Here is a 26,991-nt window from a genome sequence, read left to right on the forward strand (position 1 = left end):
AACCTGCCAGCCGACAGGGGCTATTATTATGACCGCATCCATCCTTCCGATCTCGACCGCCACCCGGCAAGTCGGCATCCGCCAGCGCAGCCTGCGGCGCCACTGCCGGATGGGCCGGGCGACCGAACTGGTCTTCATCCTTGCCACCGGGGCAATGCTGATGCTGGGCGGGCAGGCAGAGGCACAGGACCGGACCTGGGATGCCGGCGGAGCCACGACGAACTGGCTCACGCTCAACAACTGGGCGGGCGGTGGAGCGGGGCGGGTGCCCGATACCGTGGGTGAAACGGCGCTGATCACCGGAGGGGGCGGCGCCCTCCAGCCGGTTATCGGGGCTGGGGACTCGGTCACGGTCGGCGGGACGAATATTTCCGGCGGCTCGCTGACGGTGGCGGGCACGCTGACTTCGCCGGTGACGGTTTCCGGGACCGGCGTGCTTTCGATCAGCAGCGGAGGCGCTGTCGTCGGTGCTGTGACTGCGGGTGGCGCAGGCGGCTCGAACGCCGGGACGATCACCGGCAATCTGACGGCCACTGCGGGCGGCTTTACCAACCAGGGCGTGGTCACCGGCACGACCACGCTGAACGGTCCGACCTCGCTTTTCCTGGCAACGGGAACCAACCTCTCTGACACGCAACAGGTGACGGTCAATCAGGGCACGCTGGACGTCAACGCCTCGGACACGATCGGCAGCCTTGCGGGCACCGGCGGGCAGGTGGATATCGCGGCGGGGCAGACCCTGACGGCGGGCGGCGACAATACCTCGACGCAATATGACGGTGGGATCATCGGCGATGGCACCTTTACCAAGGCAGGCACCGGCACGCTGACGCTGACCGGCGCAACCAGTGTGGCCTCCACTTCGATCAGCGCCGGCACCCTTGCGGTGACGGGCGCTGGCACGATCGTCGGCAATATCAGCGGCGCCGCCGCCGGCACCCTTTCGACCGATGGCGGGGCGCTGTCGTCCAGCACCAATATTGCGGGCGACATCACGCTGGAAATCACCGGCGACGAGGCGGTGGGCAACCTTTTCGGCTTCTTCGGTGATATCGAGGTGGACAACTCCGCCGACCTGACCCTGACCAGCGGCACCTATGACGTTGGCGGCACGATCACCGGCGATGGCGGCATTACCGTGGATGGCGCGACGGTGCAGTTCAACGGCGCCGACAAGGCCTATACCGGCGAAACCAATGTGGTTTCGGGCGGGCTGACCCTGACGAGCGGTATCGCTTCGACAGATGTCAATGTCTCGGGCGGCTCCCTGACCGCCACCAATGGTGCGCTTGCGGCCGGAACGGCGCTGGATATTTCGGGCACCGGCTCGGTCAACATCGACGACGATGATACGGTGGCAAGCGTCACCCAGTCGGGCGGCACGCTGGGGGGCGATTCCACGCTGACGGTGACGGGCGCCCTTGGCCAAAGTGGCGGCGAGATTGCTTCGGGTGTGACGGTGAACGTGGCTGGCGCCAAGACGCTTGAAGGCGGCACCATCGCGGGCACCCTCGGCGGTGCGGGGCTGACCACGGTGCAGACGGGCACCACCCTGCTGACCGGCACGATCAACGGCGGTGCCGTGACCGTGACCAGCACGCTGAACGTGGATGGCGGCAGCCTTGGGGCAAACCTGACCCTGTCGGGGGGTGAACTGACCGCCGTCGGCACCTCGACCCTGAGCCCGGGCAGCCTCGCCCTTGCCAGCGGCACCTCGAACACCATCGGCGCAGTGAACGGCGAGACACTGACCCTTGGGCCGGGCGCGCTGAATTTCGGCGCCAATACGCTGACCACCTTCGGCTCGGCCACCAATGACGGGACCGTCGTTCTGGACCCGACGTTCGCCACGGTTTCAAGCAATTCGGATGTCACCGTTGCCGGCGGAACGCTGCAATTGGGTGGCGTCAACGTTCTGACCAGTGCCGGCGGCGTCCTGACCGACCGGAACACCACGGTGGAAGACGGGGCGACACTGGATCTGGCGGGCAACCTCCATGCCATCGCCAATCTGGCGGGCGGCGGCACCATCACCAACAGCGGTGGCGCTGCGACGGTGCTGACACTGGAAAGCAACCTCAACGCCGAGATTTCGGGCGTGATTGAGGATGGCGTCGGTGGCATGTCGCTGACCAAGACTTTGGGTGGGAGGACCACCCTGTCGGGCGCCAACACCTACACCGGCACCACCACCGTTTCCGCGGGCACGCTCGCACTTGAGGGCGGCGCGGCGATTGCCGACAGTTCTGCGGTGCAGATCAACGCGGGCGCCATTCTGGAATCGACCACCGACGAAGAGACGGTTGGCAGGCTGAACGTCGCGGCAGGCGGCACGCTTGATGTTGGTGGCAAGGTCTTCATGACCAACGGCGCTGCCGACAGCACCTTTGCGGGCACGCTTTTGGGCGGGAACACCGGCGTATTCTCTCAGGTGGGCACTGCGGTTCTGACCTTCTCGGGCGACGGCTCGGGCTTTACCGGCACGATGGGCGCGTCGGCGGGTGAGGTGGTGCTGGCCTCGGGGGCTACACTGGACGCCAGCGCGGTGGGCGCGATCACGGGCGCGACCCTGACCCTTGAGGGCGGGGTGCTGACCAATGCCGATGTCGGACTGATCTCGGACGGCACCATTAATATCAACGGTTCGGAAACCATCGCCTATCTGACGAACAACGCCTTTGACGGGCCGGGCATCGGTACGATCAATGTCAATGGCGTGGGCACAGTCCTGACGCTGGCGGGCGGCACGCAGGATTCGGCACATAGCGGCGATATCACCGGCGACGCCGACAGCGCATTGGCGACCACAGGGGGAACACATACCCTGTCCGGCACCGTCACCATGGCCACGATTGACGTTGGCGGGGGCAGCACCCTTGTCCTTGGCGGCACCAATTCGATCGGTGCCATTACCGTGGACGGCACGCTGCGGCTTGAATCCGACGGCGCGGCCGGCGGGGCTGCGGGACAGATCACGACGACGGGTTCGGTGATCGACTATGCCGATGGCGTGAACAGCGCGACGCCGATCGAGATCGCCTCGAACACCACGCAGGTTCAGGTGACCACGGGGTCGGCAGAACAATCGGGCGTGATCAGCGAGGATGCGGCGGGCCGTCCTCTGGAGAAGATCGGCGCGGGTGAGTTGGTTCTGTCGGCGGCGAACACCTTTACCGGCGACATGACGGTGAGCGGCGGCACGCTGTCGCTGAGCGGGGGCAGCGCCCTTGCGGATTCGGTGGACCTGATCCTTGCCGATGGCACGACCGTCAATGTCCAGACCTCTGAGGTTGTCGGGTCCGTTGCCTCGGCGACGGGTGGCACCGTGGCATTGGGCGCGAACACCCTTACCCTGAGCGGGGCGGTTTCGACCAGCTTTGCGGGCAATGTCACGGGTGGCAACTTCTCGGCCTTCCTGACCAACTTCGGCAACACCATCACCATGACCGGCGACAGCACGATGACCGGCACCATGGGAACGGTGGGCGGCACCATGATCATGGCCGCAGGGGCAACCACCGCGGCAATTCAGGTGGGCGGCACCGGGGCGACCGGGGTTTTCACCACCAATGGCGGTGCGCTGGCCAGCAATGCCGAGCTTGTCAACCTCAGCACGGCAACGATCAACATCAACGGCTCGGAAACCATCGGTTCGATCGAGCAGGCTTCCGGCGGCACGATCAACGTGGCCGGGGGCGCGACTCTGACAGTGAACGGCACGACCAACGCCTTCAACGCGACTGGTGCATCCAGTATCGGCAATGATATTCTGGGGGCAGGCACGCTGAACGTGACCGGCGGGACGACCACGGTTCAGGCCGGCGGCAACGTGGCGACCGCGACCACAATCGGCGCGGGCGGCACTGTGGTGAACAATGGCGCGATGGCCGGGGTCAGCAATGCGGGCAGCATCACCAACAACGGCGTGGCGGGTGCGCTGACCAACACCGGCGCGGGCACCGGCTCGAACACCGGCACGCTCGCCAGCCTGACGCACAGCTCTTCGGCGCTGTTCACCAATACCGGGGCGATCACCGGTAATGTGACGGTCAACTCGGGCACGGTCACGCTTTCGGGCGCGTCCAACATCGGCGATGCCAGCACGGTCACCGTGACGGGCGGCATCCTGAACGCGGGCGTGGCCGATACCATCGGCGGGCTGGTGGCCAATGGCGGCACCACCAATGTCTCGGCAGTCCTGACCATGGGCGAGCTTTCGGGCACGGCTGGCAGCATTGCCATGACGGGCACCGGCGGGCTGATCGTGGGTGACAGCGATCTGGTGAACTCGAGCTTTGGCGGCGTGATTTCGGGCACCGGCGCGCTGGAGAAGGTGGGCACCGACACGCTGACCCTGACCGGGGCGAATACCTTCAGCGGCACCACCACGGTATCGGGCGGCACGCTGGCGCTGACCGGCAGCGGCTCGCTCGACTCGGCCTCACTCGTTATCGGCGCGGCCGGAAGTGTTACCAGCGACGGCGGTGCCTTTGATCCGGCGATGGTGGTGACCAACAATGGCCTGCCGGCGGCACTGGCGGCGCCCTTTGGTCTGATGCTGACCGGCGGTGGCGATGAGACCATCGCCGAGATGGACGGCAACGGCACGACCAATCTTTCTTCGGGGTCTGTGCTGGCGCTGACCAGCGGCACCTCGGATATCGCGGGCGTGATTTCGGGCGATGGCGGGCTGACGGTGACGGGCAGCTCGATCACCAACCTGACGGCGGTCAACACCTATACCGGCGAAACCGTGGTCAATGGCGGCGGGGCGCTGAACCTGAATGGCGTGGGCGCGATTGCCTCGACGGTGGTGACCATCTCGGGCAATGGCGCGCTGACGACCGATGGCGACGGGATTGCCGATACGGCGGCGGTTTCGGTGGCGGGCGCCAATGGCATCCTGCGGGTGAACGGCGCCGAGACGATCGGCAGCCTGACCCAGACCGGCGGTTTTGTGAACGGCACCTCGACGCTGACCACCACCAGCTTTGCCCAGACCGGCGGCACGACCAGTGGCACGGTGACGGTTTCGACCGGCACCTTCAGCCAGAACGGTGGCACCATCGGCACCGGCACTACGGTTACCCAATCGGGTGGCGCCACGATGTCGGGCGGCTCGGTGGGAGGTCTGCTGACCGGCGCGGGCACTGTGACGGTGCAGACCGGCACGACCACCGTCACCGGCACCATCGCCTCGACCAATGTGACCGTGGCTTCGGGTGAGTTGAGCCTTGATGGCGGCGAGGGTCTGACCACCGCGACCGACCTGACAGTGAACGGCGGTCTGGTCGATGTGAACATCGACGAGGCGATTGCCACGCTGAACGGTTCGGGCGGCACGGTGGATGTCGATGCGGCCAACACCCTGACGCTGGGTGAGGCGACGCTGGACACCGCGACCTATGCCGGCAATGTGACGGGCGCGGGCGACCTGATCAAGCTGGGCACCAATACCCAGGTGTTCAGCGGTGTGAATGGCCTGACCGGCACGGTTGACGTGAATGCAGGCACCCTGCGGATCACCGGCACGATTGCCGCGACCGATCTTGAAACGGCTGCGGCAGGTACGCTGGAAACCGATGGTTCGGCGCTTGTCTCGGGGGCGGTGGTGACCAATGCGGGCACCTTCCGCATCACTGCCGGAACCGAGACGATCAATGCCGTCAACGGCGCGGGGACTGTCGATCTTGCGACGGGCAACCTGACGCTGGCCGGGGCAAACTCGGCGATCTCGGGAGCGATCACCGGCAGCGGCACGCTGACGGTGAATGCGGCCGCGGATGGCGATGCGACGGGCGGGGCCACGTTGGTTCTGTCGGGCGACAGCAACACCTTTACCGGCACGACGCAGGTGACCGAGGGCACGTTGCAGGTGACGGCCACCGGCAATCTGGGCGGCGCGGTCAACGTGGCGACGCTGGGCCTTGTGCAGTTGCAGGGTGGCACGCTGGGCGGCACGCTGACCAACACCGGCGGCGAAGTGCAGGCCCGCGGCACGATTTCGGGCAATGTCGTCAACAACAACGTGGGTGCGGGCGGCGGAGCGGATGAGGGTATCTTTGCCACCACCGGCGATCTGACTTTCACCCCCGGCGCGACCCGGACCTTTACCAACGCGGGCACGGTGACGGTGACGGCGGGCAGCATTCTGGGTCTGGGCAGCTATACCAACCAGAGCGGCGGTCTGACCACGGTCAGCGCCGGCCGGACGCTGCAGGCGACCACGGTGACCAACGACGCGGGCGCTGTGATGGCGCTGGATGGCGGCACGGTGGATGGCAGCCTGACCAACAACGGCACGCTGCAAAGCAACGGCACCTCGACGATCACCGGAAATCTGAGCAACGGCGGCACGGTTGATCTTCAGGACGGTGCGACGGACGATGTGCTGACGGTCAATGGCGGGGTCAGCGGGACGGGCAGCTATGAGCTTGACCTGAACCTGTCGGACGGCACCTCGGACCGGGTGGCAGGCACGCTGGCCACGGCCTCGACCATCAACCTGGACTTCACGATCACCGGCAACGGCTATATCGGCTCGGCGATCACGGTGTTCAGCGGGGCGGCAGGTGGGGCTGCGGTCACGGGCAGTTCGGCGCTGCCGGTGGGCGGCTCGATCATCTACACGCTGGATCAGGTCGGCTCTGACATCCAGGTGCGCAGCCAGGTCAACCCGGCTGTGGGTGGCGTGGCGGCCTCTGCCTCGATGACGCAGGCGCTGATCGGCACCATCGTCAACCGTCCGACCAGCCCCTTCGTTTCGGGTCTGGCGGCGGAAGAAGGTTGCTCGCAGGGCGGTTACTTCCGTGCGACGGGCGGCCGGGCCACGGTGGCCGGGCAGTCCAGCTCGAACGGGTTTACCACCAACAACTCGATCTCGTCGGACTTCTACGGCGTGCAGGGCGGCTATGACGTGGGCTGCTTCGATGGCCGGTTCTTCGACGGCTGGGACGGTGCCGCGGGTGTGATGCTGGGCTACAACGCCGGTTCGACCGACCAGTCGCTGTTCTCGGACCCGACGCAGCCTGGGCTGACGACCGGCCTTCTGGGCACCGATTTTACCCAGAACTACATCGGCCTTTATGTGGCCGGTGCCAAGGACCGGCTCTCGGCGGACCTGCAACTGCGCTATGACGACACTTCGTTCGATCTCAGCGAAACCACGCTGGTCGGTCTGCCGGTGGGTCTGGACGGTCTCAGCTATTCGACCAAGGCGACCACCATCGGCACCCGGGTCAGCTACCGGATGGACGTGAACGAAGAGAAGGGCATCAACTTTGTGCCGACCGCAGGCTTCAACCTGACGCATGTGTCGGGCGATACCCTGACGCTTTCGGGCGGCGAGACGCTGGAGCTTGAAGCCTTCACCTCGGTTGTGGGCTTTGTCGGCGGCGCGCTGGCCCGGACCTTCATTGCCGAGGATGGCGGTTCGGCGACGACGGCCTTTGTCTCGGGCAACTACTATCAGGACTTCGGCGGCGACCGGGGGGCCCTGTTTGACACCGATGGCGACGGTCTGAACCCCGAGCCGGTGTCGGTGGCGTCGATCGGCGGGTTTGGCGAATTCTCGCTGGGTCTGAACTACGTCAAGATCCTGGATGCCGGAACGGCGGCCGGGGCCAAGCAACTGAACGCCAGCATCCGCGGCGACCTGCGGATCGGCGAGAATGTGAGCGACGCTTACAGCGTGACCGCACAGGTCCGCCTGTCGTTCTGAGTGGGCAATGGCTGTGTGAACATCGCCCCGGCAAGGTCCGCCCTTGCCGGGGTTTTCTTTTTCGCACGGCCCTGTGACGGGCGGCCCAAAACCGCACTTGATCCGGCGGCAGCAAGGACGCAGGATGCAGTCTGCGGGTGTTTGTGGCCCGCAGGGTTTTGTTCCAGTGGTTTGTTTTGTGATTTCGGGCCAGTCATGGCCCCGGGCAGATTGAGGGCAGGATGTCTTGGTTCAGCAAGGTCGCGTGGAAGGAAGGGCTGTTTCTGCAGCCCCATCATCTGCAGCAGAACGACCGCTATGTCGAAAAGCTGGTCGAGGCGCGGACCCGGCATGTCTCGCCCTATCCCTGGGGCATCGAGGAAATGCGGATCAACCGCGACCGGCTGCAACAGGGCCGGATCGAACTGGCGCTGGTCGCTGGGATCTTCGCTGATGGCACGCCGTTTGACGCCCCCGCGGTAAGCCCCTTGCCGCGCGCCATCGAGGTGCCCGAGGGCAGCGACGGGCTGGGCGTCTGGCTGACCCTGCCCGATCAGGTGATGAACGGCCGCGAAGTGGCGATGGATGCCGAGGCGGATGCCGCCACCCGCTTTGTTCTGGGGGCCGAGACGGTGGCCGACAGTGCCAGCGCGATGCGGCTGGAAACCCAGATCGAGATTGCGATGCCGCGGCTGGAACTGGACATCCGTGCCACGCCGAAGCCGGGCTATCAATGCATCAAGGTCGGCCGCATCATTGAGGTGCGCGACAATGTTGTGATCATGGATGACGCCTTTCCGCCGCCGCTCTTGACCATCACTGGTCACTCGGTGGCGCTGGGCTGGCTGGACCGGGTGATCGGCTGGGTCGAGACCAAGCTGGAAAGTCTGGCCCGCTATGCCGCCGACCCTTCGGCGGCGGGCGGGTTGCAGGCGACCGATTACTTCATGCTGCTGGCGCTGAACCGGGAAATCAACGTGCTGCGCCACCTGCGCAACAGCCGCTATGTGCATCCCGAGCGGCTCTATGAAGAGCTTCTGCGCTTTTCCGGTGAGCTGTGGACCTTTGACAACGACAAGCGGCAGGCGCCGGTTTACACGCCCTATGACCACGCCGACCTGAAGGGCAGTGTCGAGCCGGTGGTGCGTGACATCCAGCGGCTGTTGTCGCGCGATCCGGGCCGGGCGACGCGGCTGGAACTGGTCATGGTGCGGCAGAATTCCTATCTGGCGCAGGTGCCGGACCGGAACCTGTTCCGCGATGCAACCTTTGTCGTCGAGGTGGAATCGAGCCGGTCGCTGACCGTGGTGGCGCAGCAATTCCCCTTGCTCTGCAAGGTGGGGCCGAACACCCGGATGGCGGAAATCGTCAACAACAACCTGCCGGGGATCGAGTTGATCCATGCGCCGACACCGCCACGCCAGATCCGCGCTGTCTCGCGCAATGTTTACTTCATCATCGAGAAGAACTCGCCACTCTGGCGCGAGTTTTCCACGGCGCCGGCCATCGGGATGCATTTCGCCGGCGACTGGCCCGATCTGAAGATGGAACTCTGGGCGATCGTCGAGACCCGGTCGTGATCCCGGGCATGAGGGCTGCGGCATGAGCAATGACAAGGACAAGACGGTCATCGGCGGTGCGCTTCCGGGCGGGATGGCACCTATGCCGGGCGGCGGCAAGCGGCAGGCGGCGCCGAACCAGTCCACGGTGATCGGCGGTGCGCTGCCGGGCGGTTTTGGTGCGCCGCAGCAGCCGGGCGGCTTTGGCGGCGGGCAGGCAGGCGGCTTTGGCGCCGCGCCCTCGGGCATGGGCGGCGATCCGAATGATCCGTGGGGCGGTGGCGGCGGTTTCGGCACGCCCGCGCCGCAGCCGGGCTTTGGCGGTCAGCCGGGCGGTTTCGGTGGCGGCGGCGGTTTCGCCCCCGGTGTGGGGCAGGGGCAGCCGGGCTTTGGCGCCGGTGGCGGTGCCTTTGGCCAGCCGAACCAGAACCAGCGCACCGTGATCGGCGGGCCTTTCGCGCAGGGTGACAGCTTCTTCCCCGATGTCTCGACTGCGCAGCCCACCAATTACGAGGCGCAGGGCCCCAAGATCGACCTGCGGGTGGCGCTGTCGGCCAAGGGGCTGGGGTCTGGCGGGCCGAAAAGCCCGATGCTGGCGGCGGCTGCCAATCTGATGATCCTGTTCGGCCGTCTGCGCACGCAGATGGTGGAAATGGATGCGCGCCCGCTGATGGAGCATGTGACGCATGAGATCGAGGTCTTCGAGGAAAACTGCCTGAAGGCCGGGATAGAGCCGCATGAAACGCAGGTGGCGAAATACCTGCTGTGTTCGACGGCCGACGACATCGTGCAGAACATCCCGGGCAATGACCGGCATATCTGGATTCAGTATTCCATGACCGTGCGGTTCTTCAACCGCCGCACCTCGGGCGTGGGGTTCTTTCAGGAGGTGGAAAAGGCGTTGCAGGCCCCCGCGCAGCGGTTCCAGCTTTTGGAACTGGCGATGACCTGCCTGTCGCTGGGGTTCGAGGGGCAGTATCGCACGGCGCCCAACGGGGCGGTGGAACTGGCCCGCATCCGGGGCATGATCTATGACAGTCTGCGCCGCGTGCAGCAGCGCCCCGATGACGACATCTCGCCACGCTGGCAGCCGGTGGATGTCGGCGGGCGACGGCGCTTTGGCGGCACGCCTTTGTGGGTGATCGGCTCGGTTCTGGGGCTGGGGCTGATGGGGGCCTATTTCGGCCTCTCGATGCTGATTTCGGGCGAAGGCAGCGTGGTGTCGCAGCGGCTTTTGTCGATGCATCCGGTGACCGAGGTTTCGCTGGTGCGTCCCGCTGCCGTGGCGTTTGAGCCGCTGGTGGTGGACAAAGAGGCGCTGGGCGATCCGGCTCAGCTTGACCGGCTGCGCGGCGCCATGGCCAAGGACATCGAAGGCGGCCTTGTCGAAGTGGCGACCAAGGGTGATTTCATTTTTGTCCGGGTGTCGAACGCGCTGCTCTTTGCCACGGGCAAGGCCACGACCAAGCCCGAATTCGCCGATCTGGCGGCCCGGATCACCGCCTCGCTGAACAACGAACCGGGGCCGGTTTTTGTCTTTGGCTATACCGATAACGTCCCGATGAGCGGGCGGGGCAAGTTCAAGAACAACCACGACCTGTCGCTGGCCCGCGCCGAGGCGGTGAAAAAGGTTCTGGCCGAGACGATGACCGACAAGGAACGGTTCGTCGTCGAAGGCAAGGGCGAGGCCGACCCGATCGGCGACAATGAAACCGACGATGGCCGCGCGCAGAACCGCCGGGTGGAAATCATGATCAAGCGTCAGGAGACGCTGGGCCAGTCAGGCTGAGGACGGGACGCGACAGATGCGCTGGGTGAAGCTTTCTCTGATCCTCATCGGGTTTCTGGCCTTTTCGGCGGTGGTGTTCTTTGCCGGGCCGCTGATTTCTTTTGGCGAGGCGGTGCCGTTCGATCCCCTCTGGGTGCGGCTGACCATCATCGGCGTGCTGGCGCTGATCCTGGGCATCTGGGGCCTTCTGGCGCTGTTGCGGCGGCGCAAGGGGCAAAAGGCGCTGGAAACCGCGCTGGTGGCCGATGCCCCGCCGGATGGCGACGGCAAAGAGTTGGCAGGCCGGATGCAGTCGGCACTGGTGCAGCTCAAGAAATCCAGCGGCGGCAAGAATTATCTCTACGATCTGCCGTGGTATGTGATCATCGGCCCGCCGGGTTCGGGCAAGACGACGGCGCTGGTCAATTCGGAAATCAAGTTCCCGCTGGCCGCGACCGAGCAGGCCGGGCTCAAGGGTTTTGGCGGCACGCGCTATTGCGACTGGTGGTTTGCCGAGGATGCGGTGCTGATCGACACCGCAGGGCGCTATACCACGCAAGACAGCGATGCCGCGGGCGACAAGGCAAGCTGGTCGTCCTTCCTGTCGCTTCTGAAAAAGAACCGGCCCAAGCAGCCGATCAACGGCGTTATCCTTGCCTTCTCGGTGGCCGATCTGATGCGCGCCGATGCCGAGACGATCACCAAACACGCCGAAATCGTCCGCGCCCGTCTGGCCGAGATCCACGAGGCGCTGAAGGTCGATTTCCCGGTCTATGTGATGTTCACCAAGGCCGATCTGATTGCCGGCTTCCGCGAATATTTCGCCAGTTTTGCCGCCGGACGCCGCAAGAAGGTCTGGGGCACCACCTTTCAGACACAAAGCCGCAAGGAGCAGACCTGGGACCGGGTTCCAGCGGAATATGACGCGCTGGTCGCCCGGCTGTCCGAAGAGGTCATAGACCGGATGTCGGAAGAGCCCGATGGCGTGAACCGCATCGCCATTTTCGGCCTGCCCGGCCAGATGGCCGAGTTGAAGGACGAAATCGCCAGCTTCCTGCGGCAGGTGTTCGAACCCACGCGCTACAAGACCAATGCCATCCTGCGCGGGTTCTATTTTACCTCGGGCACGCAGGAAGGCACCCCGATCGACCAGGTTCTGGGCGCGATGAGCCGCAGCTTTGGCGGGGCCGATACAAGCGGGCTGATGTCGGGGCGCGGCAAGAGCTTTTTCCTGCATGACCTTCTGGCCAAGGTGATCTTTGCCGAACAGGGCTGGGTGTCCTATGACCGCAAGGCAGTGCGGCGCTCTTCGGTGTTCCGCATCGCGGCAAATTCGCTGATGCTGCTGGCGTCAGCGGCGGTGCTGGGGGCCTGGGCCTATAGCTACTACAACAACCGGCAATTGGTGCAATCGGCCGAGGCGGCGCTGGCCGATTACGAACTGGCCGCCAGCGAGGATATGAAGGCGACCGAGATTTCGGACACCGACCTGCTGCGCGTGGCCAATCACCTGCAAATCCTGCGCACCATGCCTGCGGGCTATGAATCGCCCGAGATTGACGACAGCGACTGGACCCGCGGTTTCGGCCTGTCGCAGCAAGGTGCGCTGCGTCAGGCGGCCCGCGATGCCTATGGTCAGGGGCTGGAGCGGCTGTTCCGCCCGCGTCTGGTTCTGCGGGTGGAAGAGCAGTTGCAGGGCTTTGTCGGTTCGAACAACACGCTGGCGATTTATGAGACGCTGAAAGTCTACAAGGCGCTGGGCGGCGCCGCGCCGGTGCCGCAGGACGAATTCGTGCGCAACTGGTTTGAACAGGACTGGGCGCAGGTCACCTATCCGGGCATCAACAACGAAGCCGCCCGGACCATGCTGTCGAACCATCTGGTGGCGATGCTGGAACTGGATGACACCACGACGCCCTCGGTGACGCTGAACGCCGATCTGGTTTCCAAATCCGAAATCATTCTGGGCCGGATGAGCGTGGAAGAGCAGGCGTATTCGCTGATCAAGGCCACGGCACCCTATTCCGGCATTCCTGATTTCAACCTTGTCGAACGGACCGGCGCCGATGCGCGGCTGGTGTTCGAAACGGTCGATGGCAGCGATCTGTCGGTGCTGGGGGTGCCCGCGCTTTACACCTATGAGGGGTTCCACGGCTTCTTCCTCGACCAACTCGCTGCCGTCGCGCAGAAGATCGAGACCGAGCAATGGGTGATGGGCAAGCAGGCCGAGGAGGCGGATATCGGCGCGCAGTTGAAGCGACTGGGTCCGACCCTGCTGGCGCGCTACCGCGAGGATTACATCGCGGCATGGGAATCGATGCTGGACAATATCAAGCTGGCCCAGATGGCCGCCGACAAGCCGACCTATCAGGCGCTTTCGGCGGCGGCGGCGCCCGCGACCTCGCCCATCCTCAAGCTAGTGGAGTCGATTTCGGCGGAAACCCGGCTGACGGCGGCGCCAGTGGCCGAAACCCCGGCGGATCAGCTTTCGGCCACCATCGACCATGCCGGCGGTGCCATCGACAAGGCGCAAAGCCAGATCGAGATGCAGATTGTCAGCCGCACCTCGGGCCTGTCGCGGATCGGGCTTGAGCTGGTGCTGGAGGCGGGCAAGTCGCAGGCCCGCGCCGGCAATGCCGGGGCCAGCGGTGGTGCGGGTGGGGCCGGTTTCGTGCCCGGCGCCGATATCGAGGCGAATTTTCAGGAATATAACCTGCTGCTGGAAGGCACGCCGGGGGCGCGGCCGATCGACGGGCTGCTGAAAAGCTTCGACAATGTGTTGCAGGGGCTGATCCTGTCGGCGCAGTTCAATCAGGCGCAGGCGGCAGCACAGATGCCCGCGCTGATCGGGCAGTTGAAGGCCACCGTGTCGAAACTGCCCGCACCGCTGAAGCGGATGGTGAACGAGGCGGTCGAGGATTTTGAGGGCGATGCCGCAAGCTCGACCATTTCGCAGATCAATCAGGAACTGACGAGCCAAGTTGCGGCGGTCTGTCAGGCCACGGTCGAGGGGCGTTATCCCTTCTCGAACAACCCGGGCCGTCAGGTGCCCTTGTCCGAGTTTGCGCAGGTCTTTGGCCCGGATGGCGTGCTGGACCGCTTCTTCAACACCCATCTGGCGGTTCACGCCAATATGGGGGCAGGAGACTGGACCTGGAACGCCGACAGCCCGCTTGCAGACAAGCTTTCCTTGCAGACGTTGCGGCAGTTTCAGCGGGCCGCGGCGATCCGCGATGCCTTCTTCCCGGGGCGCAGCCCGACGGTGGCACTGGATGTGACCATCATCCAGACGCAGGCGCATGACCGGGTGAAGCAATCGGTTCTGGTGGTCGATGATCAGCCGGTGCAGATGCGCCAGAAGGGCAATACGCCGGTCACCATCAAATGGCCGGGCGGGGGGGGCAACACCTCGTTGCAACTGCTGCCGGAACTGGGCAACCGCGAGAGCCAGAAGCTGTGGCAGGGGCCTTGGGCCTTCATGCAGTTCATCCGTGAGGGCAGCCCGCGTCAGGTGGGCGATGTGTTGCAGGTCAGCCATATCGTGGGCGGGCGCAACATCAGCTATGACATCCGGGTCAATGCGCTGACCAATCCGTTCAACATGGCGGAACTGCGCGAATTCCGCTGCCCGACGGGGCTGTGACATGGCGCTGGGGGTTTACGGCAAACACCCTGCCAAGGGCGATTTCATCGACTACGGCTTGCCGCCTGCGGTGCTGAAACGGCTGGAGGTCTGGCTGGATGCCGCGCTGGCCGAGGCGCGCACGACCCTTGGCCCGGCGTGGGAGGCGGTCTGGCCCGCCGCCCCCCGGCTGCATTTCTGGCTGGGTGAGGGCATCTGGGGCGAGCCGGTGGCGGGTGTGATGGCCGCCAGCCGCGACCGGGTGGGGCGGCGCTTTCCGCTGGTCATGCTGGCCACGGGCGGCGGCACGCCGCCGCCGCCGGTGACACTGGCCGGGCAGGATTGGCACGCGGCACTGTCGGCGCATCTTGCGGCCTGTCTGGGATGGGGCACGCTGGAGCAGACCGCCGATCTGCTGGCAGGCGCGCCGCGACCCGAGACGGCCGAAGGGGTGACGGCCCCGGTCGCGCCGGAGTTCTGGGCGGTGCGGCCCGGCGCCTCGGCTGCCGCGCTGTGGGAGGATGTGGCGCTGGCCGACCACCGCAGCGCCGCTGCTGGTCGCAGCTATTGGTGGGTCGCGGGGGATGAGGATATCGCCCCGCCGCCCGAAGCCGAGCCGGTTGAAGAGGCGGTTGATGACGCGGCGGTTGAAACCGCCGCCCCGGACGAGGCCGAAGCGGCCTCGGAGCCGGCGGTGGCGGTGGAAGATGCGGCGGCAGAGCCAGATCTTGTCGTTGCGGCGACCGAAGATGCTTGGGCGCTGCCCGATCTGCCCGAGGATGAGGGGTCTCCCTTCGCAACAGGCGGGGGGCTGGGCCTTTTCGCAGCGCCCGAGCCGGGCCTTGCGCCGCCAGCCCAGCCCGAGGCCGTGGCAACGCCCGCTGCACCTGCTGCCCCCGCCGCGCCGCGCTGGTCGCAGGTCTGGGCCGGGGCCGGTCTGCCGTCGGGCGCGGTGCTGGCATGGTTTTTCCGGGGGCATGTGGGCAATGGCTAGGCAGACCCGGTTCTTTGCGCCTAAGCTGCGCGAAAAGGCATTCCTGCGGGAGGTAGGATGATCGACGCTCCTTTCGTGTTCGAAACCGGCGCCGCATCGGATACCGGCCGGGTTCGCAACCATAACGAGGACAGCTATCTGACCCAGCCCGAAAGCGGGGTCTGGCTGGTTGCCGATGGCATGGGCGGGCATCAGGCGGGCGATTTCGCCAGCCGCTCCATCGCGGAATCGGTGGCCTCGGTCGGTCGTCCTGCCTCGGCGCCTGATCTGCAGGCGCGGTTCATGGATCGGATCGCGCGGGCCCATGCCATCATCCAGGACCAGTCGCGCCGGCTAAACGGCGCCACGGTGGGGGCAACGCTGGTGGCGCTTCTGGCCTATGGCCGGCATTTTGCCTGCGTCTGGTCGGGCGACAGCCGGGTTTACCTGTTGCGCGGCGGCACCTATCAGCAGGTGACAACCGACCATACCGAGGTGAATGAATTGCTGCGGCAGGGCGCCATCACGCCCGAGCAGGCCGCCTCATGGCCGCGCCGCAACGTGATCACCCGCGCAATCGGTGTGCATGACCGCCCGATGACCGACGAGATTGCCGGCGGGCTGGCCCATGGCGATGTTTTCCTCTTGTGTTCCGACGGGTTGACCGAGCATGTCGAGGATGCCGAAATGGCGCAGGCGATTGCCACTATGGCACCGCAGGCGGCCTGCGATGCCCTTGTTCAGCTTACGCTGTCGCGCGGGGCGAAAGACAACGTGACCGTTGTTGTGGTGCGCTGTCTGGACCGTATGGCGGCCGGGCGGGCGGTGCCGCCTGCGGTCGGCGCCTCGCGCCCGGGCGGCGACGAATGGCATGTGGATGCGTAAGAGATGAGTGACGACACCCCCCCCACCACCTCGGCAGGCGGCCCGGTTCCGGGTCCGCAGAAGGTCTCCACCACGGTCACCGCGGGCACCCTGATCATGGGCACCTACGAGATCGAGAAGATCATCAATTCCGGCGGCATGGGCGAAGTCTACCGCGGGCGGAACATCCACAACGGCGAGCCGGTGGCGATCAAGATCGTGCTGCCCAGCCTCGCGCATGATCCCAAGATCGTGGCGCTGTTCCAGAAGGAATCGACGGTCCTGTCGCGGCTGAGCCACGAAGCCATCGTGCGCTATCACGTCTTCACCAATGACCCGACCATCGGGCGGCCCTGCATGGTGATGGAGTTCGTCTCGGGTCTGCCCTTGGCCGACCGGGTGGAGCAGGGGCCGATGCCGGTGGATCAGGTCAAGGTGATGCTGCGCCGCGTCGCTTCGGGTCTGGACAAGGCCCACCGGGCGGGCGTGGTTCACCGCGACCTATCGCCCGACAACGTGATTTTGGAAGAAGACTCGGTCGAACATGCCAAGCTGATCGACTTTGGCATTGCGAAAAGCAGTTCCTTCGGCTCGGGCACGCTGCTCGGCGGGCAGTTCGCGGGCAAGTTCAACTGGGTCTCGCCCGAGCAGTTGGGCGCCTATGGCGGGGTGGTCGATGGCCGGTCGGACATCTATTCACTCGCGCTGATCACGGCGGCGGCCAGCCGGGGCAAGGTCTTGCAGATGGGGGCGTCGATCGTCGATGCCGTAGGCAAGCGGGCCACGGTGCCCGCGCTGGACGGGGTGGACCCCGAGCTGGTGCCGCTTCTGACATGGATGTTGCAGCCCGATCCGGCGCTGCGGGTGGAAAGCATGGCCAAGGTCATTGCCGCGCTGGAGAACCCGGCGCTGATCCCGCAGGCCAAGGCACCCGAGCCGCCCGCGCCCGACCCCAACCGCACGGTGATCGAGCCTTTGCCGGTGATGACGGCGGCGCCGGTTTCCCAGCCCCCGGTGCCGACAGCCCCGCCCCCGCAACAGACCGCCGCCCCCGTGGCGCAGGTGACCGGCTGGGATCGTCCGGCGCAGGCGACGGCCCCGCCCGATGGGGCGACGGTGATCGCGCCGCATCCGGCGGTGACAGCCGCGCCGCTTTACGCCCCGCCGGAAGAGCCCGAGGATGCCAGTCCCTTCGGGGCGCCCGCGGCACAGGCGCCGCGCCCGCCGCAGGCCGATCCTGCGCCGGTGGTGCCGGTCAAGAACGGAAAGGGCGGGCTGATCACGGTTCTGGTTTTGCTCGCCGTGCTGGGCGGGGCCGGAGGGGCCTGGGTCGCCGGGGTGTTCGATCCCAAGCCGCCGGGGCCGGAGGTGGTCGTCAAGACCGACCCCGCGCCGGAAGCGCCAAAAGAGCCGGCGGTTGACCCTGCCGCTGCCGAGGCAGAGGCCAAGGCGGCAGCCGAAGCACAGGCTGCGGCAGAGGCCAAAGCTGCCGCCGACGCGCAGGCCGCTGCCGATGCCAAGGCGGCTGCGGATGCGCAGGCTGCGGCGGACGCCAAGGCCGATGCACAGGCTGCGGCAGATGCCGAAGCCAAGGCCAAAGCCGATGCCGAAGCGGAAGCCAAGGCCAAGGCAGAAGCCGAGGCTCTGGCCGCCGCTGCCGCCAATGCCGAAGCCGCTGCGAAGGCCGCCGTCGAGGGGGCCAAGGCCAAGGCCGAAGGTGCCGATGCGGCGCGCGGCATTGCCGAGAATGCCCTGGCCGAGGCGCAAAAGGCCGCTGCCGATATTGCGACCGCCGCCGATGGCGCGGCGGCGCTGGCGCTGACCGATACTGCCGTCAGCGCCGCTGACCGCGCCGAGGCCGCGCAGGCGGCTGCCACGGGTGCGGTGCGTGACATCCGCGCGCTGGGCGAAACCGTCAAGGATCAGCCCGAGGCGGAAAAAGCCCTGGCCGAGGCTCTGGCCGCTGCCGAAGCCGATCAGGCCGCTGCCGATGCCGCCGCCACCCAAGCCGCCGAGGCTGCCGCGCTTGCCGGTCAGGCGGCCAAGGCAGTGACCGAAGCCGAAGCCGCCCGCGCCGCCGAGGAAAAGGCCAAGGCCGATGCCCTTGCCGCCGATCCGGTGGCGCGGCAGCAAGCTTTCGTCGATGGCTATGCCTTGCCGGCCTGTGTTGCGGTCAACGTGCTTGAGGCGCGGGCCGAAGGCTTCCGCTTGCAGGGCTTTGCCGCCGATACCGCGCCTTTGGAAAAGCTTTCGGCGGATTGGGCTGCGGCAACCGGGCTGACGCCGGATGTCACGGTGGCCCTTGTCAACGAAGAGCAATGCGCCGCGCTGGAGTTCGTGGTGGCGAACAAGGCGATGGCGACCGTCTCTGTCACGCTGGACGCGCCCTCGGGCGTGGTGAAAAGCGGCACCTCGGCCGAGGGCACCATCACCGGCATCAATGGCCGTCCCTTTACCCTGTTTCTGGTCAACGGCGCGGGTGGCGCGACCAATGTCAACAAATGGGTGACCCCGGGCGAGGATGGAACCATGCGGTTCAAGTTCGCGCCCAAGCTGAAAGAGGGCGCCCCGCCCTCGCCGCAGCTTTTGCTGCTGGTGATCGGGGATGAGGCGCTGGCGCAGGCGCTGGAGGGGATCAAGCGCAATGTGATCGTCAAACAACTTGCTGAATTCGTGGGAGAACGTCTGGAGGCATCCGAAACCGACCCGGCCCTTGGTCTGGGCTTCTTCCGGCTGGAGAACTAGGCGATGGGTCGCGCAGGGTCAGAATTCCGACCTGTCGCGCGGCTTGTCCGGGGCATCGCTTTGTTGCATGGGCAACGGCGCACATGTAACCTTGTGCGTATTATGGGCGGCTGGTCCGTCCCCTTGATGCCTTTTGACCCAGTTTGCTCGAAAGCGGTAAACGCATGTCTTCGATGAATTCCCAGAGTGGGCGCATCTCGCAACTGAGGACCCCCCTCGGCAATGACATTCTGACGCTGCTGGATTTTTCGGGCGTTGAATATGTCAACGACCTTAACCAGTTCCGTGTCCGGGCCCATTCGTTCGAGCCCGTGCAGATTGACGATCTGCTGGGCAAGCAGATGCAGGTCGATGTCGATCTTGGCGGGGTAACGCGCCACTTCCACCAGATCGTCTATTCGGCCCGTTATGCCGGGCACGAGCAGAATGGCCACGTCTATGAGTTCGAGCTGCGCCCTTGGTTTGCCATGCTGGAGCGCCGCATCAACTCGCGCACGTTCCACCAGATGACCGTGATCCAGATTTTTGAGCATTTCTATGGCGAGTATTCGGGCCTGCCGGGCGCGGGCTATCTGGAGCTGACGGGTGAATCCTATCCAGTGATGGAATACACCATCCAGTTCAATGAAAGTGACCTGACCTTCGTCCGGCGCCTGCTGGAGGAATTCGGGATCAACTTTCATGTGAAAATGGATGATGGCGGTCATTTTGTCGTGCTGACCAAGAGTGCGGACAGTTTCGACATGTGTGCCGGCGGCGATGTGAAGTTCAACCCGACCGACCGGGCCAGCATCTCGCACCGACAGACCTTCGAGGTGATGGCCGATCAGCGGCAGGTGACCTCGGGCGGGTTGCGGATGATGGATTACAACTTCACCACGCCCAGCGCCAATATGGAGGTCAGCACCTCGCACAGCCGCAGCTATCAGGGTGCGGCCTATGAGGTTTACGAATATCCCGGCGGCTATCCCGATACCGGAGCGGGCCGCACCCTTGCCCAGCGGCGCGTCGATGCGCTGCGGACCAATGACCGGGTTGTGCGGACCTCGGGCTTTGCCCCCGGCCTGGGCGCCGGGCTGCGCTGCAATGTCGTCGGGGCCGCCGAGGGCGATCTGAATGGCACATACGCGGTGTTGCAAGCCAGCCATCACTACACCTCGAACAGCTATCGCAGCGGTGGCGGCCGGGCCGGGCGCGGCTATTCCGGCGATTACATCCTGACCAAGGCCGATCATCCGGTGGCGCCGTCGCGCGTCACTTCGCGGCCGCGGATGTATGGGCCGCAGGTGGCGGTGGTTTCGACCGGGGCCGAGAATGTGGTCGATGAATATGGCCGGGTGCGGGTGACCTTCCCCTGGGATCTGGATGCGACGGAATCGGTGCCCTGCCGGGTGGCGCAGATGTGGGCGGGCAACACCTGGGGCACGGTCTTTATCCCGCGCGCAGGGATGGAGGTCATTGTCCAGTTCATCAACGGCGACGTGGATCACCCGATGATCACCGGCTGCGTCTACAATGCCCAGAACATGCCGCCATGGTCGCTGCCGGGCAAGAAGGCGGTCAGTGGCATCAAGACCACGTCGATGGGCGGCTCGGGTTACAACGAATTGTCGTTTGACGACACCTCGGGCAGCGAGAAGTTTACCCTGCATTCGCAGAAGGACTTCTCTTCGACGGTGCTGAACAACGCGGTGACCGACATCAAGGTGGACAACACCAAGAAGGTGGGCGGCAACCAGACCACCAACATCTCTGGCAACAGCACGGTGACGGTGACCAAGACCTCGAAACTGGCCTCGTCCACCGCCGATGTGAAGATCGAGGCGGCGACCAAGATCGAACTGGTTTGCGGCACCTCGAAAATCACCATGACACCGGAGAAGATCACCATTACTTCGACCAGTGTCGAAGTCTCGGCCACCGCCCTGCTCAAGACCGCCGCGCTGAAGGCGGATCATGGGGCGACGGTCGATTTCGCCATCCAGTCTGCCATCGTCCGCATCAATTCGTGATCATGACCACAAGGACCGACACCCACGCACCCAAGACGACAGAGCCCGCGCCGGGCCTGCGGGTGCAGGTGGCCCGGGACTTGTTCGACAGCGTGCCTGCCATTGCCAATCTGGTGCTGGCGCGGCCGCAGCCCTCGCAGCATTGCATGGATTTCCTGCGGCAGTTGTTGCAGGGCAGCACCCCGGAAGAGGCGCTGACCTTCATGGCCTTTGCGCTGATGGCGCGCCATGCGGTCTGGTGGGGGCATGAATGCCTCAAAGCCACGCCCGAGCTTCTGACCGATCAGGACCGTGAGATGATGGCGCTGATCGCGGCATGGGTGGCCGAACAGGATGATGACAGCCGTTATGCCGCGCTAGAGGCCGGCCTGCGCGCGGCGGTTCATGGTCCGGGTGTCTGGCTGGCGCTGGGCACCGGCTGGTCCGGGGGCTCGATCTCGGGGCGGGGGTTGCCGCCGGTGCCGCCGCCGGTGGGTGCCACGGGACAGGCGCTGAATGCGGGGATCAATTCGGCGCTGGCGCGGGTTCCGCTGGATCTGCGGCGCCGGATGATCGACCATTATGTCGGTATGGCGGAAGTGCTGGCAAAAAGCCCGTGAACAGGGGCACTTGCCTCTTGAACAGAATCGCCGTGCCGTGTGGTGTCTTGCTTCGCCCTCTGCCATTGTGGCACAAGAGGGACGAGCGGACCCGGGCAGTATGAAGATCACCTGCAAGATCGAGAACTATGACAGCCTGCCAGACGGCGGGCCTTTGGAGTTTTCGGCCAATGGCCGCGGGTTCGAGGCCGGGCGCGGCAGCGAGATGGACTGGACCCTGCCCGATCCGAACCGCCGCATCTCTTCGCGGCATTTCGAGGTGGCTTTCCGCGACCGGCAATTCTGGCTCAACGATCTGTCGGCCAATGGCACCTATGTCTATGGCCAGACGCTGCGGGTTTCGTCGCCGCATCTGCTGGCGCATAACGACCGGCTTCAGGTTGGTCATTACATCATCCGGGTGCTGATCAGCGAACCGGCGCAGGCGGCGGCACCGGGGCCGGCCTTCGGTGCGGCGGCGGTATCGCCCTTTGGCGCGCAGCCCGGTTTCGCGCCGCAGCCTTTCAGCACGCCGACCGCCCCGCCGCAGGCGGCCGCGGACCCGTGGAGCATGGTGCCCAACCCTGCGCCGATGCCCACGGCGATGCCGGCGCCGAACCGGGCGCCGACGCCGCTTGCCGGGCAATATGGCGACAGTTTCATCGAGGCGCCGCGCCCGGCGCCAACGCCCGCTGCGCCGCCGCCTGTCGCCCCGGTGCCGCCGGGCCTTGGCGGTGCCGCCGCCGCACCGATGATGCCCGCCCCCGAACCCTTTGCCCCCCGGCCGCAGCCGGTGGCCACGCCGTTGCCGCCTGCTGCCCCCGTCGCGGCGGCCCCTGTGGCCAGCGGCGATGCCGCGGCCCTTCTGGATGCGATCTGCCGCGGTGCGGGCCTGCCCGAGGGCAGCCTGGGCGCCGTCGATCCGCTGAAACTGGGTGAAGAGATCGGCAAATGCCTGCGGATTGCCACCGAAGAGCTGATGGCCCTTCTGGGCGCCCGCGCAGCCGCCAAGCAATTCGTCAAATCCGCCAGCCGCACCATGATCGGCGGGGTGAACAACAGCCCGCTGAAGTTCAAGCCCAATGCCGCCGAGGCGATGCAGACCATGTTCGCGCAACGCTCGGACAGCTATCTGACCTCGACCGCCAGCTTTCAGCAGGGGTTTGACGACATCAAGCGGCACCAGACGGCGGTCTATGCCGCGATGCAACCGGCGCTGGCGCGGCTTCTGGAAGACCTCAGCCCCGAGTCGATCGAAGAGCGGGCTTCGGGCGGGCTGATGTCGTCGAAAAAGGCCAATGCCTGGGAGATTTTCGTCGAGCGTTGGGACGCCAAGACCCACCCCTATGAAAACGGGATGCTGGACGTGTTCCTGGCCTATTTCGCGGATGCCTATGACGTGGCTGTCAAGAAGACGGGCGGGTAAGGTAAGGATATCCTTCTGGGCCTTGGGCGCAGATTGACCGGGCGGAAAGCGGCGGCTAGGCTCACTGACAAGTTATTCCTTCGAGGTGTTCCAATGGCCTGCCCGCTGCCTCTGCCCCTATGGGTGGTCGCATCCGCGAAACCCCGAGCTGCCCGGCCCATGCGCCGCAGCTTCGGGGGGGCGTGAGAGGGTATCGCCATGAAACTCGACGATCTTCTGAAACCTGTTTCGCCAGACGCCCCCTGTGGCGAAGACCTGCTCGCGGTGGATGAGCCGGAGTTCGTGGACTATTACTTCAACGTCGATGACCGCTTCCCCTCCAGCTATTTCAAGCTGGCGACGGGCACGCTGTTCGATCCGAAATCGGTCGATCACCGGGGCGAGACAGCGCAGATCGACGCGCTTCTGAAGCAGACCCGCGACCTACGGCTGGTCGGGATCGAGGCAAAGTTCCAGATCCTTGCCGGTCGGTTCAAGGGCTGGGCCGAGGCGGTGCAGGGCATGATCGCGCTGGTGCGGACATGGCCCGACGACATTCACCCCCGTGACCCGGTGGAACGGCAGAATGCGCTGGAAGAGCTGAACGCGCAGCCCACCGTTCTGGCGCCGCTGGACTATGCCGCGCTGATCACCGACCGCCGTTCGGGTGACATCATCTTCCGGCCCTATGGCACCGGCAGCGGCAAGATCACCCTGCGCGAGGGCGAAGAGCCGGGCGATGCCGGTCTGGCAACCACGGCGCTGGGTTCGTCTGAGAATATCGCGGCGGTGGATGCGCTTTATGCGCAACTGATCGCGCTACGCGACGGGCTGAAAGAGGTCACCACGATCTGCCAGCGCGCGGCACAACCCTGCACGCCGCGCTTTGACAAGCTCTTGGACAAGCTGGGTGATTTCATCCTGCTGGTCGAAACCGCGCGTCCCGATCTTGCCGGCGTCCCGGCCGAGGAAACCGCCGAAGACGGCGCGTTCGCCGAAGGCGTCGAGGGGGGGGAGGTGCCGGCCAGCGGCGGTGCTGCGGGCCAGACCATCACCATGACGGCCGTTGTCGGCGATATCGCCGACCACCGTGCCGCCTACCGCGCGCTCAAGGCGCTGGAATCCTATTTCGTCTCGACCGAGCCGTCGTCGCTGGCGCTGATCCTTGTCACCCAGTCGCGCATCCTGATCGGCCGTCCGCTGTCGGAGGCGATTGACGCGCTGCTGGAGCAAAACGCCAATTACGCCGTGCTGAATTTCGGCACCGAACAGGGGTTCTCGCTGTCGATGTATCGGATGCGCGAACTGGCGACTCAGGCCGGCATCCCGGGCGCCGAGGCGCTGGACGAATGGCAGGAAGGCGACGCCGAACCGCCGGTCATCGTTTCGCGCGAACATGCCGGGATCGTGCTGAAACAGATTGAAGATTTCTTCCGCCAGCGTGAACCTGCAAGCCCGATTCCGATCCTTTTGTTCAAGGCCCGGAATTTCCTGACCAAAGATTTTCATTCTCTGGTGCGCGAGTTGCTTCCGCCCAGCCCCACCTGATCCGGCCCCCGGGCCACCCCTGTTCAATCCTGTTGACTCGTTTGCCCCGTTGCGGCTTCCATCAAGAAAAATAGAAGGGAGAATTTCATGGCAACTTCGGATTCCGCAACGGGTTTCATCAAGCGCAATCGCCCGCCGCGTGTGCAGATTTCTTACGCCGACCCCATCGAGGCGAACAAGCAGGTCGAACTGCCCTTCGTCATGGGGGTCATGTCCGACCTTTCGGGCAATGCCTCGAAGGTGGAAAAGCTTCCGGTGGCCGAGCGTGAGTTCACGCAGGTCAGCCAGGACAATCTGGATGACTATATGGCCAGCATCCAGCCGGGTCTCGCGCTGAACGTGAACAACACGCTGGACCCGGAAGCGGGGGGCAAGCTTTCGGTCAGCCTGAATTTCTCGAAGATGGCCGACCTCAGCCCCGGTGAGATTGCCCGTCAGGTGCCCGCGCTGGCCACGCTTCTGGAAGCGCGCCAGCAACTGGCGAACCTGCAACGCTTCATGAACGGCAAATCGGCGGCGCAGGACCAGTTGAAGCAGTTGTTGCAAGACCCGGCGCTGATGGCCGCGCTTTCCGAGCGCAAGGCAGGGGCCAAGGACGGCGAAACCGAATGATCAGGCGCCCGGCCCACAGGGGCCGGAGGGGAAGCCAACACTCACATCTGGATAAAGAATATGGCAACTGAACTGGAACGGGGCGCCGGTGGTGGCGCAGGGGCACTGGCCGAACTCGACGAGTTTTCGGCGATCCTCAAACAGAACTTCAAACCGCGCAGCGACACCGCGGCCAAAGAAATTGATAATGCCGTCTCGACTCTGGTGCGCGAGGCGCTGTCGGATGACAGCCTCGTCGCCGACGACATCCTCGACACGATCGACGCGATGATCGCCAAGCTGGACGCCAAGCTTTCGGCGCAGGTGAACGAGATCATCCACCATCCCGAATATCAGAAGCTGGAAAGCTCGTGGCGCGGGCTGGCCTATACGGTGAACAATTCTGAGACCGATGCCTCGCTCAAGGTGCAGGTCATGAACATCTCGAAGTCCGAACTGGACCGCGAGCTGCGCATGTTCCCGGGCGCCAAATGGGATCAGTCGCCGCTGTTCAAGAAGATCTACGAAGCCGAATTCGGCCAATTGGGCGGCCAGCCCTTTGGCGCGCTGATCGGCGATTTCTACTTCGATCATTCGTCGTCGGATGTGCGCCTGCTGCGCGACCTTGGCAAGATCGCCGCTTCGGCCCATGCGCCCTTCATCTCGGCCGCGGCACCCACGCTCTTGGGCATGGATAGCTGGAACGAGCTGGGCAATCCGCGCGACCTTTCGACGGTGTTCGACACGCCTGACTATGCCGGCTGGAACAGCCTGCGCGACAGCGAAAACTCGCGCTATCTGGCCATCACCCTGCCGCGCGTCCTGTCGCGTTCGCCCTATGGTCAGAACGGCGAGCCGGTTGACGAGTTCAACTTTGAAGAAGCCACCGACGGTCACGAAGGCAAGCATTACGCTTGGATGAATGCCGCCCATGCCATGGCGGTGAACATCAACCGCGCCCACAAGGAATATGGCTGGACCGTGCAGATCCGCGGTGTGCAGTCGGGCGGCGAAGTGACGAACCTGCCGGTCCACAACTTCGACACCGGCGACGGTTCGACCGACATGAAATGCCCGACCGAGTTCGCCATCAGCGACCGGCGCGAGGGCGAGCTTTCCAAATCGGGCCTTATCAGCCTGATTCATCGCAAGAATACCGACCGCGCCGCCTTTATCGGCGCGCAGACCCTCTATCGCCCGAAGAAGTATCAGGACGAACAGGCGACCGCCTCGGACAATGTGTCGTCGCGTCTGCCCTACATCTTCGCCGTGTCGCGCTTCAGCCACTATCTGAAGTGCATGGTGCGCGACATGATCGGGTCGAACAAGGAACGCGACCAGCTGCAGCGTGAATTGCAGGGCTGGATCAGCGGCTATGTTCACGGCTCCCCCGCGAATGCGTCGGAGCGTGACAAGGCACTTCTGCCTCTGGCGGCGGCCAAGGTGGAGGTGATCGCGGACGAAGAGAACCCCGGCTATTACGTCGGCAAGTTCTTCCTGCGCCCGCACTTCCAGCTGGAAGGCATGGATATCGGGATGAGCCTGGTCTCCAAGCTTCCGGGCGCGAAATGACTTAACCAACTCCGGGGGCGGTCCCCGGGGTGCAATTGATTGACATAGGAGTCAC

Annotated in this window: 13 protein-coding genes; all 13 read left to right on the forward strand. The window is 65.2% G+C overall.

All coding sequences use genetic code 11. From position 1 onward, the window contains the following. The first annotated feature begins 28 nt into the window (after window positions 1-28). The 13 genes from HS053_RS00105 to tssC all read left to right on the forward strand — a co-directional run bounded on the left by HS053_RS00105 (window position 29) and on the right by tssC (window position 26,936). Window positions 29-7,720, forward strand: coding sequence for an autotransporter-associated beta strand repeat-containing protein (locus HS053_RS00105; RefSeq protein ID WP_174209158.1), 7,692 nt, complete (start codon window positions 29-31; stop codon window positions 7,718-7,720). Between the two features lie 221 nt (window positions 7,721-7,941). Continuing rightward, a complete protein-coding gene (tssK, locus tag HS053_RS00110; protein WP_174209159.1) occupies window positions 7,942-9,279 on the forward strand; it encodes a type VI secretion system baseplate subunit TssK in 1,338 nt (445 codons plus the stop codon). Window positions 9,280-9,301: 22 nt separating this feature from the next. Next, window positions 9,302-11,047 (forward strand): type VI secretion system protein TssL, long form, encoded by a 1,746-nt coding sequence (gene tssL / locus HS053_RS00115; RefSeq protein WP_174209160.1) that lies wholly within the window; start codon window positions 9,302-9,304, stop codon window positions 11,045-11,047. A gap of 16 nt (window positions 11,048-11,063) precedes the next feature. Beyond that, window positions 11,064-14,669, forward strand: a complete 3,606-nt coding sequence (gene tssM / locus HS053_RS00120) for a type VI secretion system membrane subunit TssM (RefSeq protein WP_174209161.1) — start codon at window positions 11,064-11,066, stop codon at window positions 14,667-14,669. 1 nt (window position 14,670) lies between these two features. Beyond that, window positions 14,671-15,642, forward strand: a complete 972-nt coding sequence (tagF, locus tag HS053_RS00125) for a type VI secretion system-associated protein TagF (RefSeq protein WP_174209162.1) — start codon at window positions 14,671-14,673, stop codon at window positions 15,640-15,642. A 57-nt stretch (window positions 15,643-15,699) separates the two neighbouring features. Further along, entirely contained in the window at window positions 15,700-16,506 is an 807-nt protein-coding gene (locus tag HS053_RS00130; protein WP_174209163.1) for a PP2C family protein-serine/threonine phosphatase, read from the forward strand. Between the two features lie 3 nt (window positions 16,507-16,509). Then, window positions 16,510-19,230 carry a serine/threonine-protein kinase gene (locus HS053_RS00135; RefSeq protein ID WP_174209164.1) on the forward strand — a complete coding sequence of 907 codons (2,721 nt, stop codon included), beginning with the start codon at window positions 16,510-16,512 and terminating at the stop codon, window positions 19,228-19,230. A gap of 173 nt (window positions 19,231-19,403) precedes the next feature. Then, window positions 19,404-21,242, forward strand: a complete 1,839-nt coding sequence (locus HS053_RS00140; RefSeq protein ID WP_174209165.1) for a type VI secretion system Vgr family protein — start codon at window positions 19,404-19,406, stop codon at window positions 21,240-21,242. 2 nt (window positions 21,243-21,244) lie between these two features. Then, window positions 21,245-21,841, forward strand: a complete 597-nt coding sequence (locus tag HS053_RS00145; protein ID WP_174209166.1) for a DUF6931 family protein — start codon at window positions 21,245-21,247, stop codon at window positions 21,839-21,841. Between the two features lie 100 nt (window positions 21,842-21,941). Beyond that, complete coding sequence (tagH, locus tag HS053_RS00150) at window positions 21,942-23,246, forward strand: type VI secretion system-associated FHA domain protein TagH (protein WP_174209167.1); 1,305 nt, start codon at window positions 21,942-21,944, stop codon at window positions 23,244-23,246. 198 nt (window positions 23,247-23,444) lie between these two features. After that, the gene (locus HS053_RS00155) at window positions 23,445-24,773 is read left to right on the forward strand and encodes a type VI secretion system protein TssA (RefSeq protein ID WP_174209168.1); all 1,329 of its coding nucleotides are present in this window, start codon (window positions 23,445-23,447) and stop codon (window positions 24,771-24,773) included. An 87-nt stretch (window positions 24,774-24,860) separates the two neighbouring features. Beyond that, the gene (tssB, locus tag HS053_RS00160) at window positions 24,861-25,385 is read left to right on the forward strand and encodes a type VI secretion system contractile sheath small subunit (RefSeq protein ID WP_174209169.1); all 525 of its coding nucleotides are present in this window, start codon (window positions 24,861-24,863) and stop codon (window positions 25,383-25,385) included. 60 nt (window positions 25,386-25,445) lie between these two features. Beyond that, entirely contained in the window at window positions 25,446-26,936 is a 1,491-nt protein-coding gene (gene tssC / locus HS053_RS00165; RefSeq protein ID WP_174209170.1) for a type VI secretion system contractile sheath large subunit, read from the forward strand. Window positions 26,937-26,991: the final 55 nt, after the last annotated feature.

The sequence above is a fragment of the Tabrizicola fusiformis genome (genome assembly GCF_013328815.1).
GTDB lineage: Bacteria > Pseudomonadota > Alphaproteobacteria > Rhodobacterales > Rhodobacteraceae > Fuscibacter.

What these genes read in the sequence shown, in the direction of transcription:
- HS053_RS00105 (WP_174209158.1), top strand. Translation starts at nt 29, where the DNA reads ATGACCGCATCCATCCTTCCGATCTCGACCGCCACCCGGCAAGTCGGC.
- tssK (WP_174209159.1), top strand. Translation starts at nt 7,942, where the DNA reads ATGTCTTGGTTCAGCAAGGTCGCGTGGAAGGAAGGGCTGTTTCTGCAG.
- tssL (WP_174209160.1), top strand. Translation starts at nt 9,302, where the DNA reads ATGAGCAATGACAAGGACAAGACGGTCATCGGCGGTGCGCTTCCGGGC.
- tssM (WP_174209161.1), top strand. Translation starts at nt 11,064, where the DNA reads ATGCGCTGGGTGAAGCTTTCTCTGATCCTCATCGGGTTTCTGGCCTTT.
- tagF (WP_174209162.1), top strand. Translation starts at nt 14,671, where the DNA reads ATGGCGCTGGGGGTTTACGGCAAACACCCTGCCAAGGGCGATTTCATC.
- HS053_RS00130 (WP_174209163.1), top strand. Translation starts at nt 15,700, where the DNA reads ATGATCGACGCTCCTTTCGTGTTCGAAACCGGCGCCGCATCGGATACC.
- HS053_RS00135 (WP_174209164.1), top strand. Translation starts at nt 16,510, where the DNA reads ATGAGTGACGACACCCCCCCCACCACCTCGGCAGGCGGCCCGGTTCCG.
- HS053_RS00140 (WP_174209165.1), top strand. Translation starts at nt 19,404, where the DNA reads ATGAATTCCCAGAGTGGGCGCATCTCGCAACTGAGGACCCCCCTCGGC.
- HS053_RS00145 (WP_174209166.1), top strand. Translation starts at nt 21,245, where the DNA reads ATGACCACAAGGACCGACACCCACGCACCCAAGACGACAGAGCCCGCG.
- tagH (WP_174209167.1), top strand. Translation starts at nt 21,942, where the DNA reads ATGAAGATCACCTGCAAGATCGAGAACTATGACAGCCTGCCAGACGGC.
- HS053_RS00155 (WP_174209168.1), top strand. Translation starts at nt 23,445, where the DNA reads ATGAAACTCGACGATCTTCTGAAACCTGTTTCGCCAGACGCCCCCTGT.
- tssB (WP_174209169.1), top strand. Translation starts at nt 24,861, where the DNA reads ATGGCAACTTCGGATTCCGCAACGGGTTTCATCAAGCGCAATCGCCCG.
- tssC (WP_174209170.1), top strand. Translation starts at nt 25,446, where the DNA reads ATGGCAACTGAACTGGAACGGGGCGCCGGTGGTGGCGCAGGGGCACTG.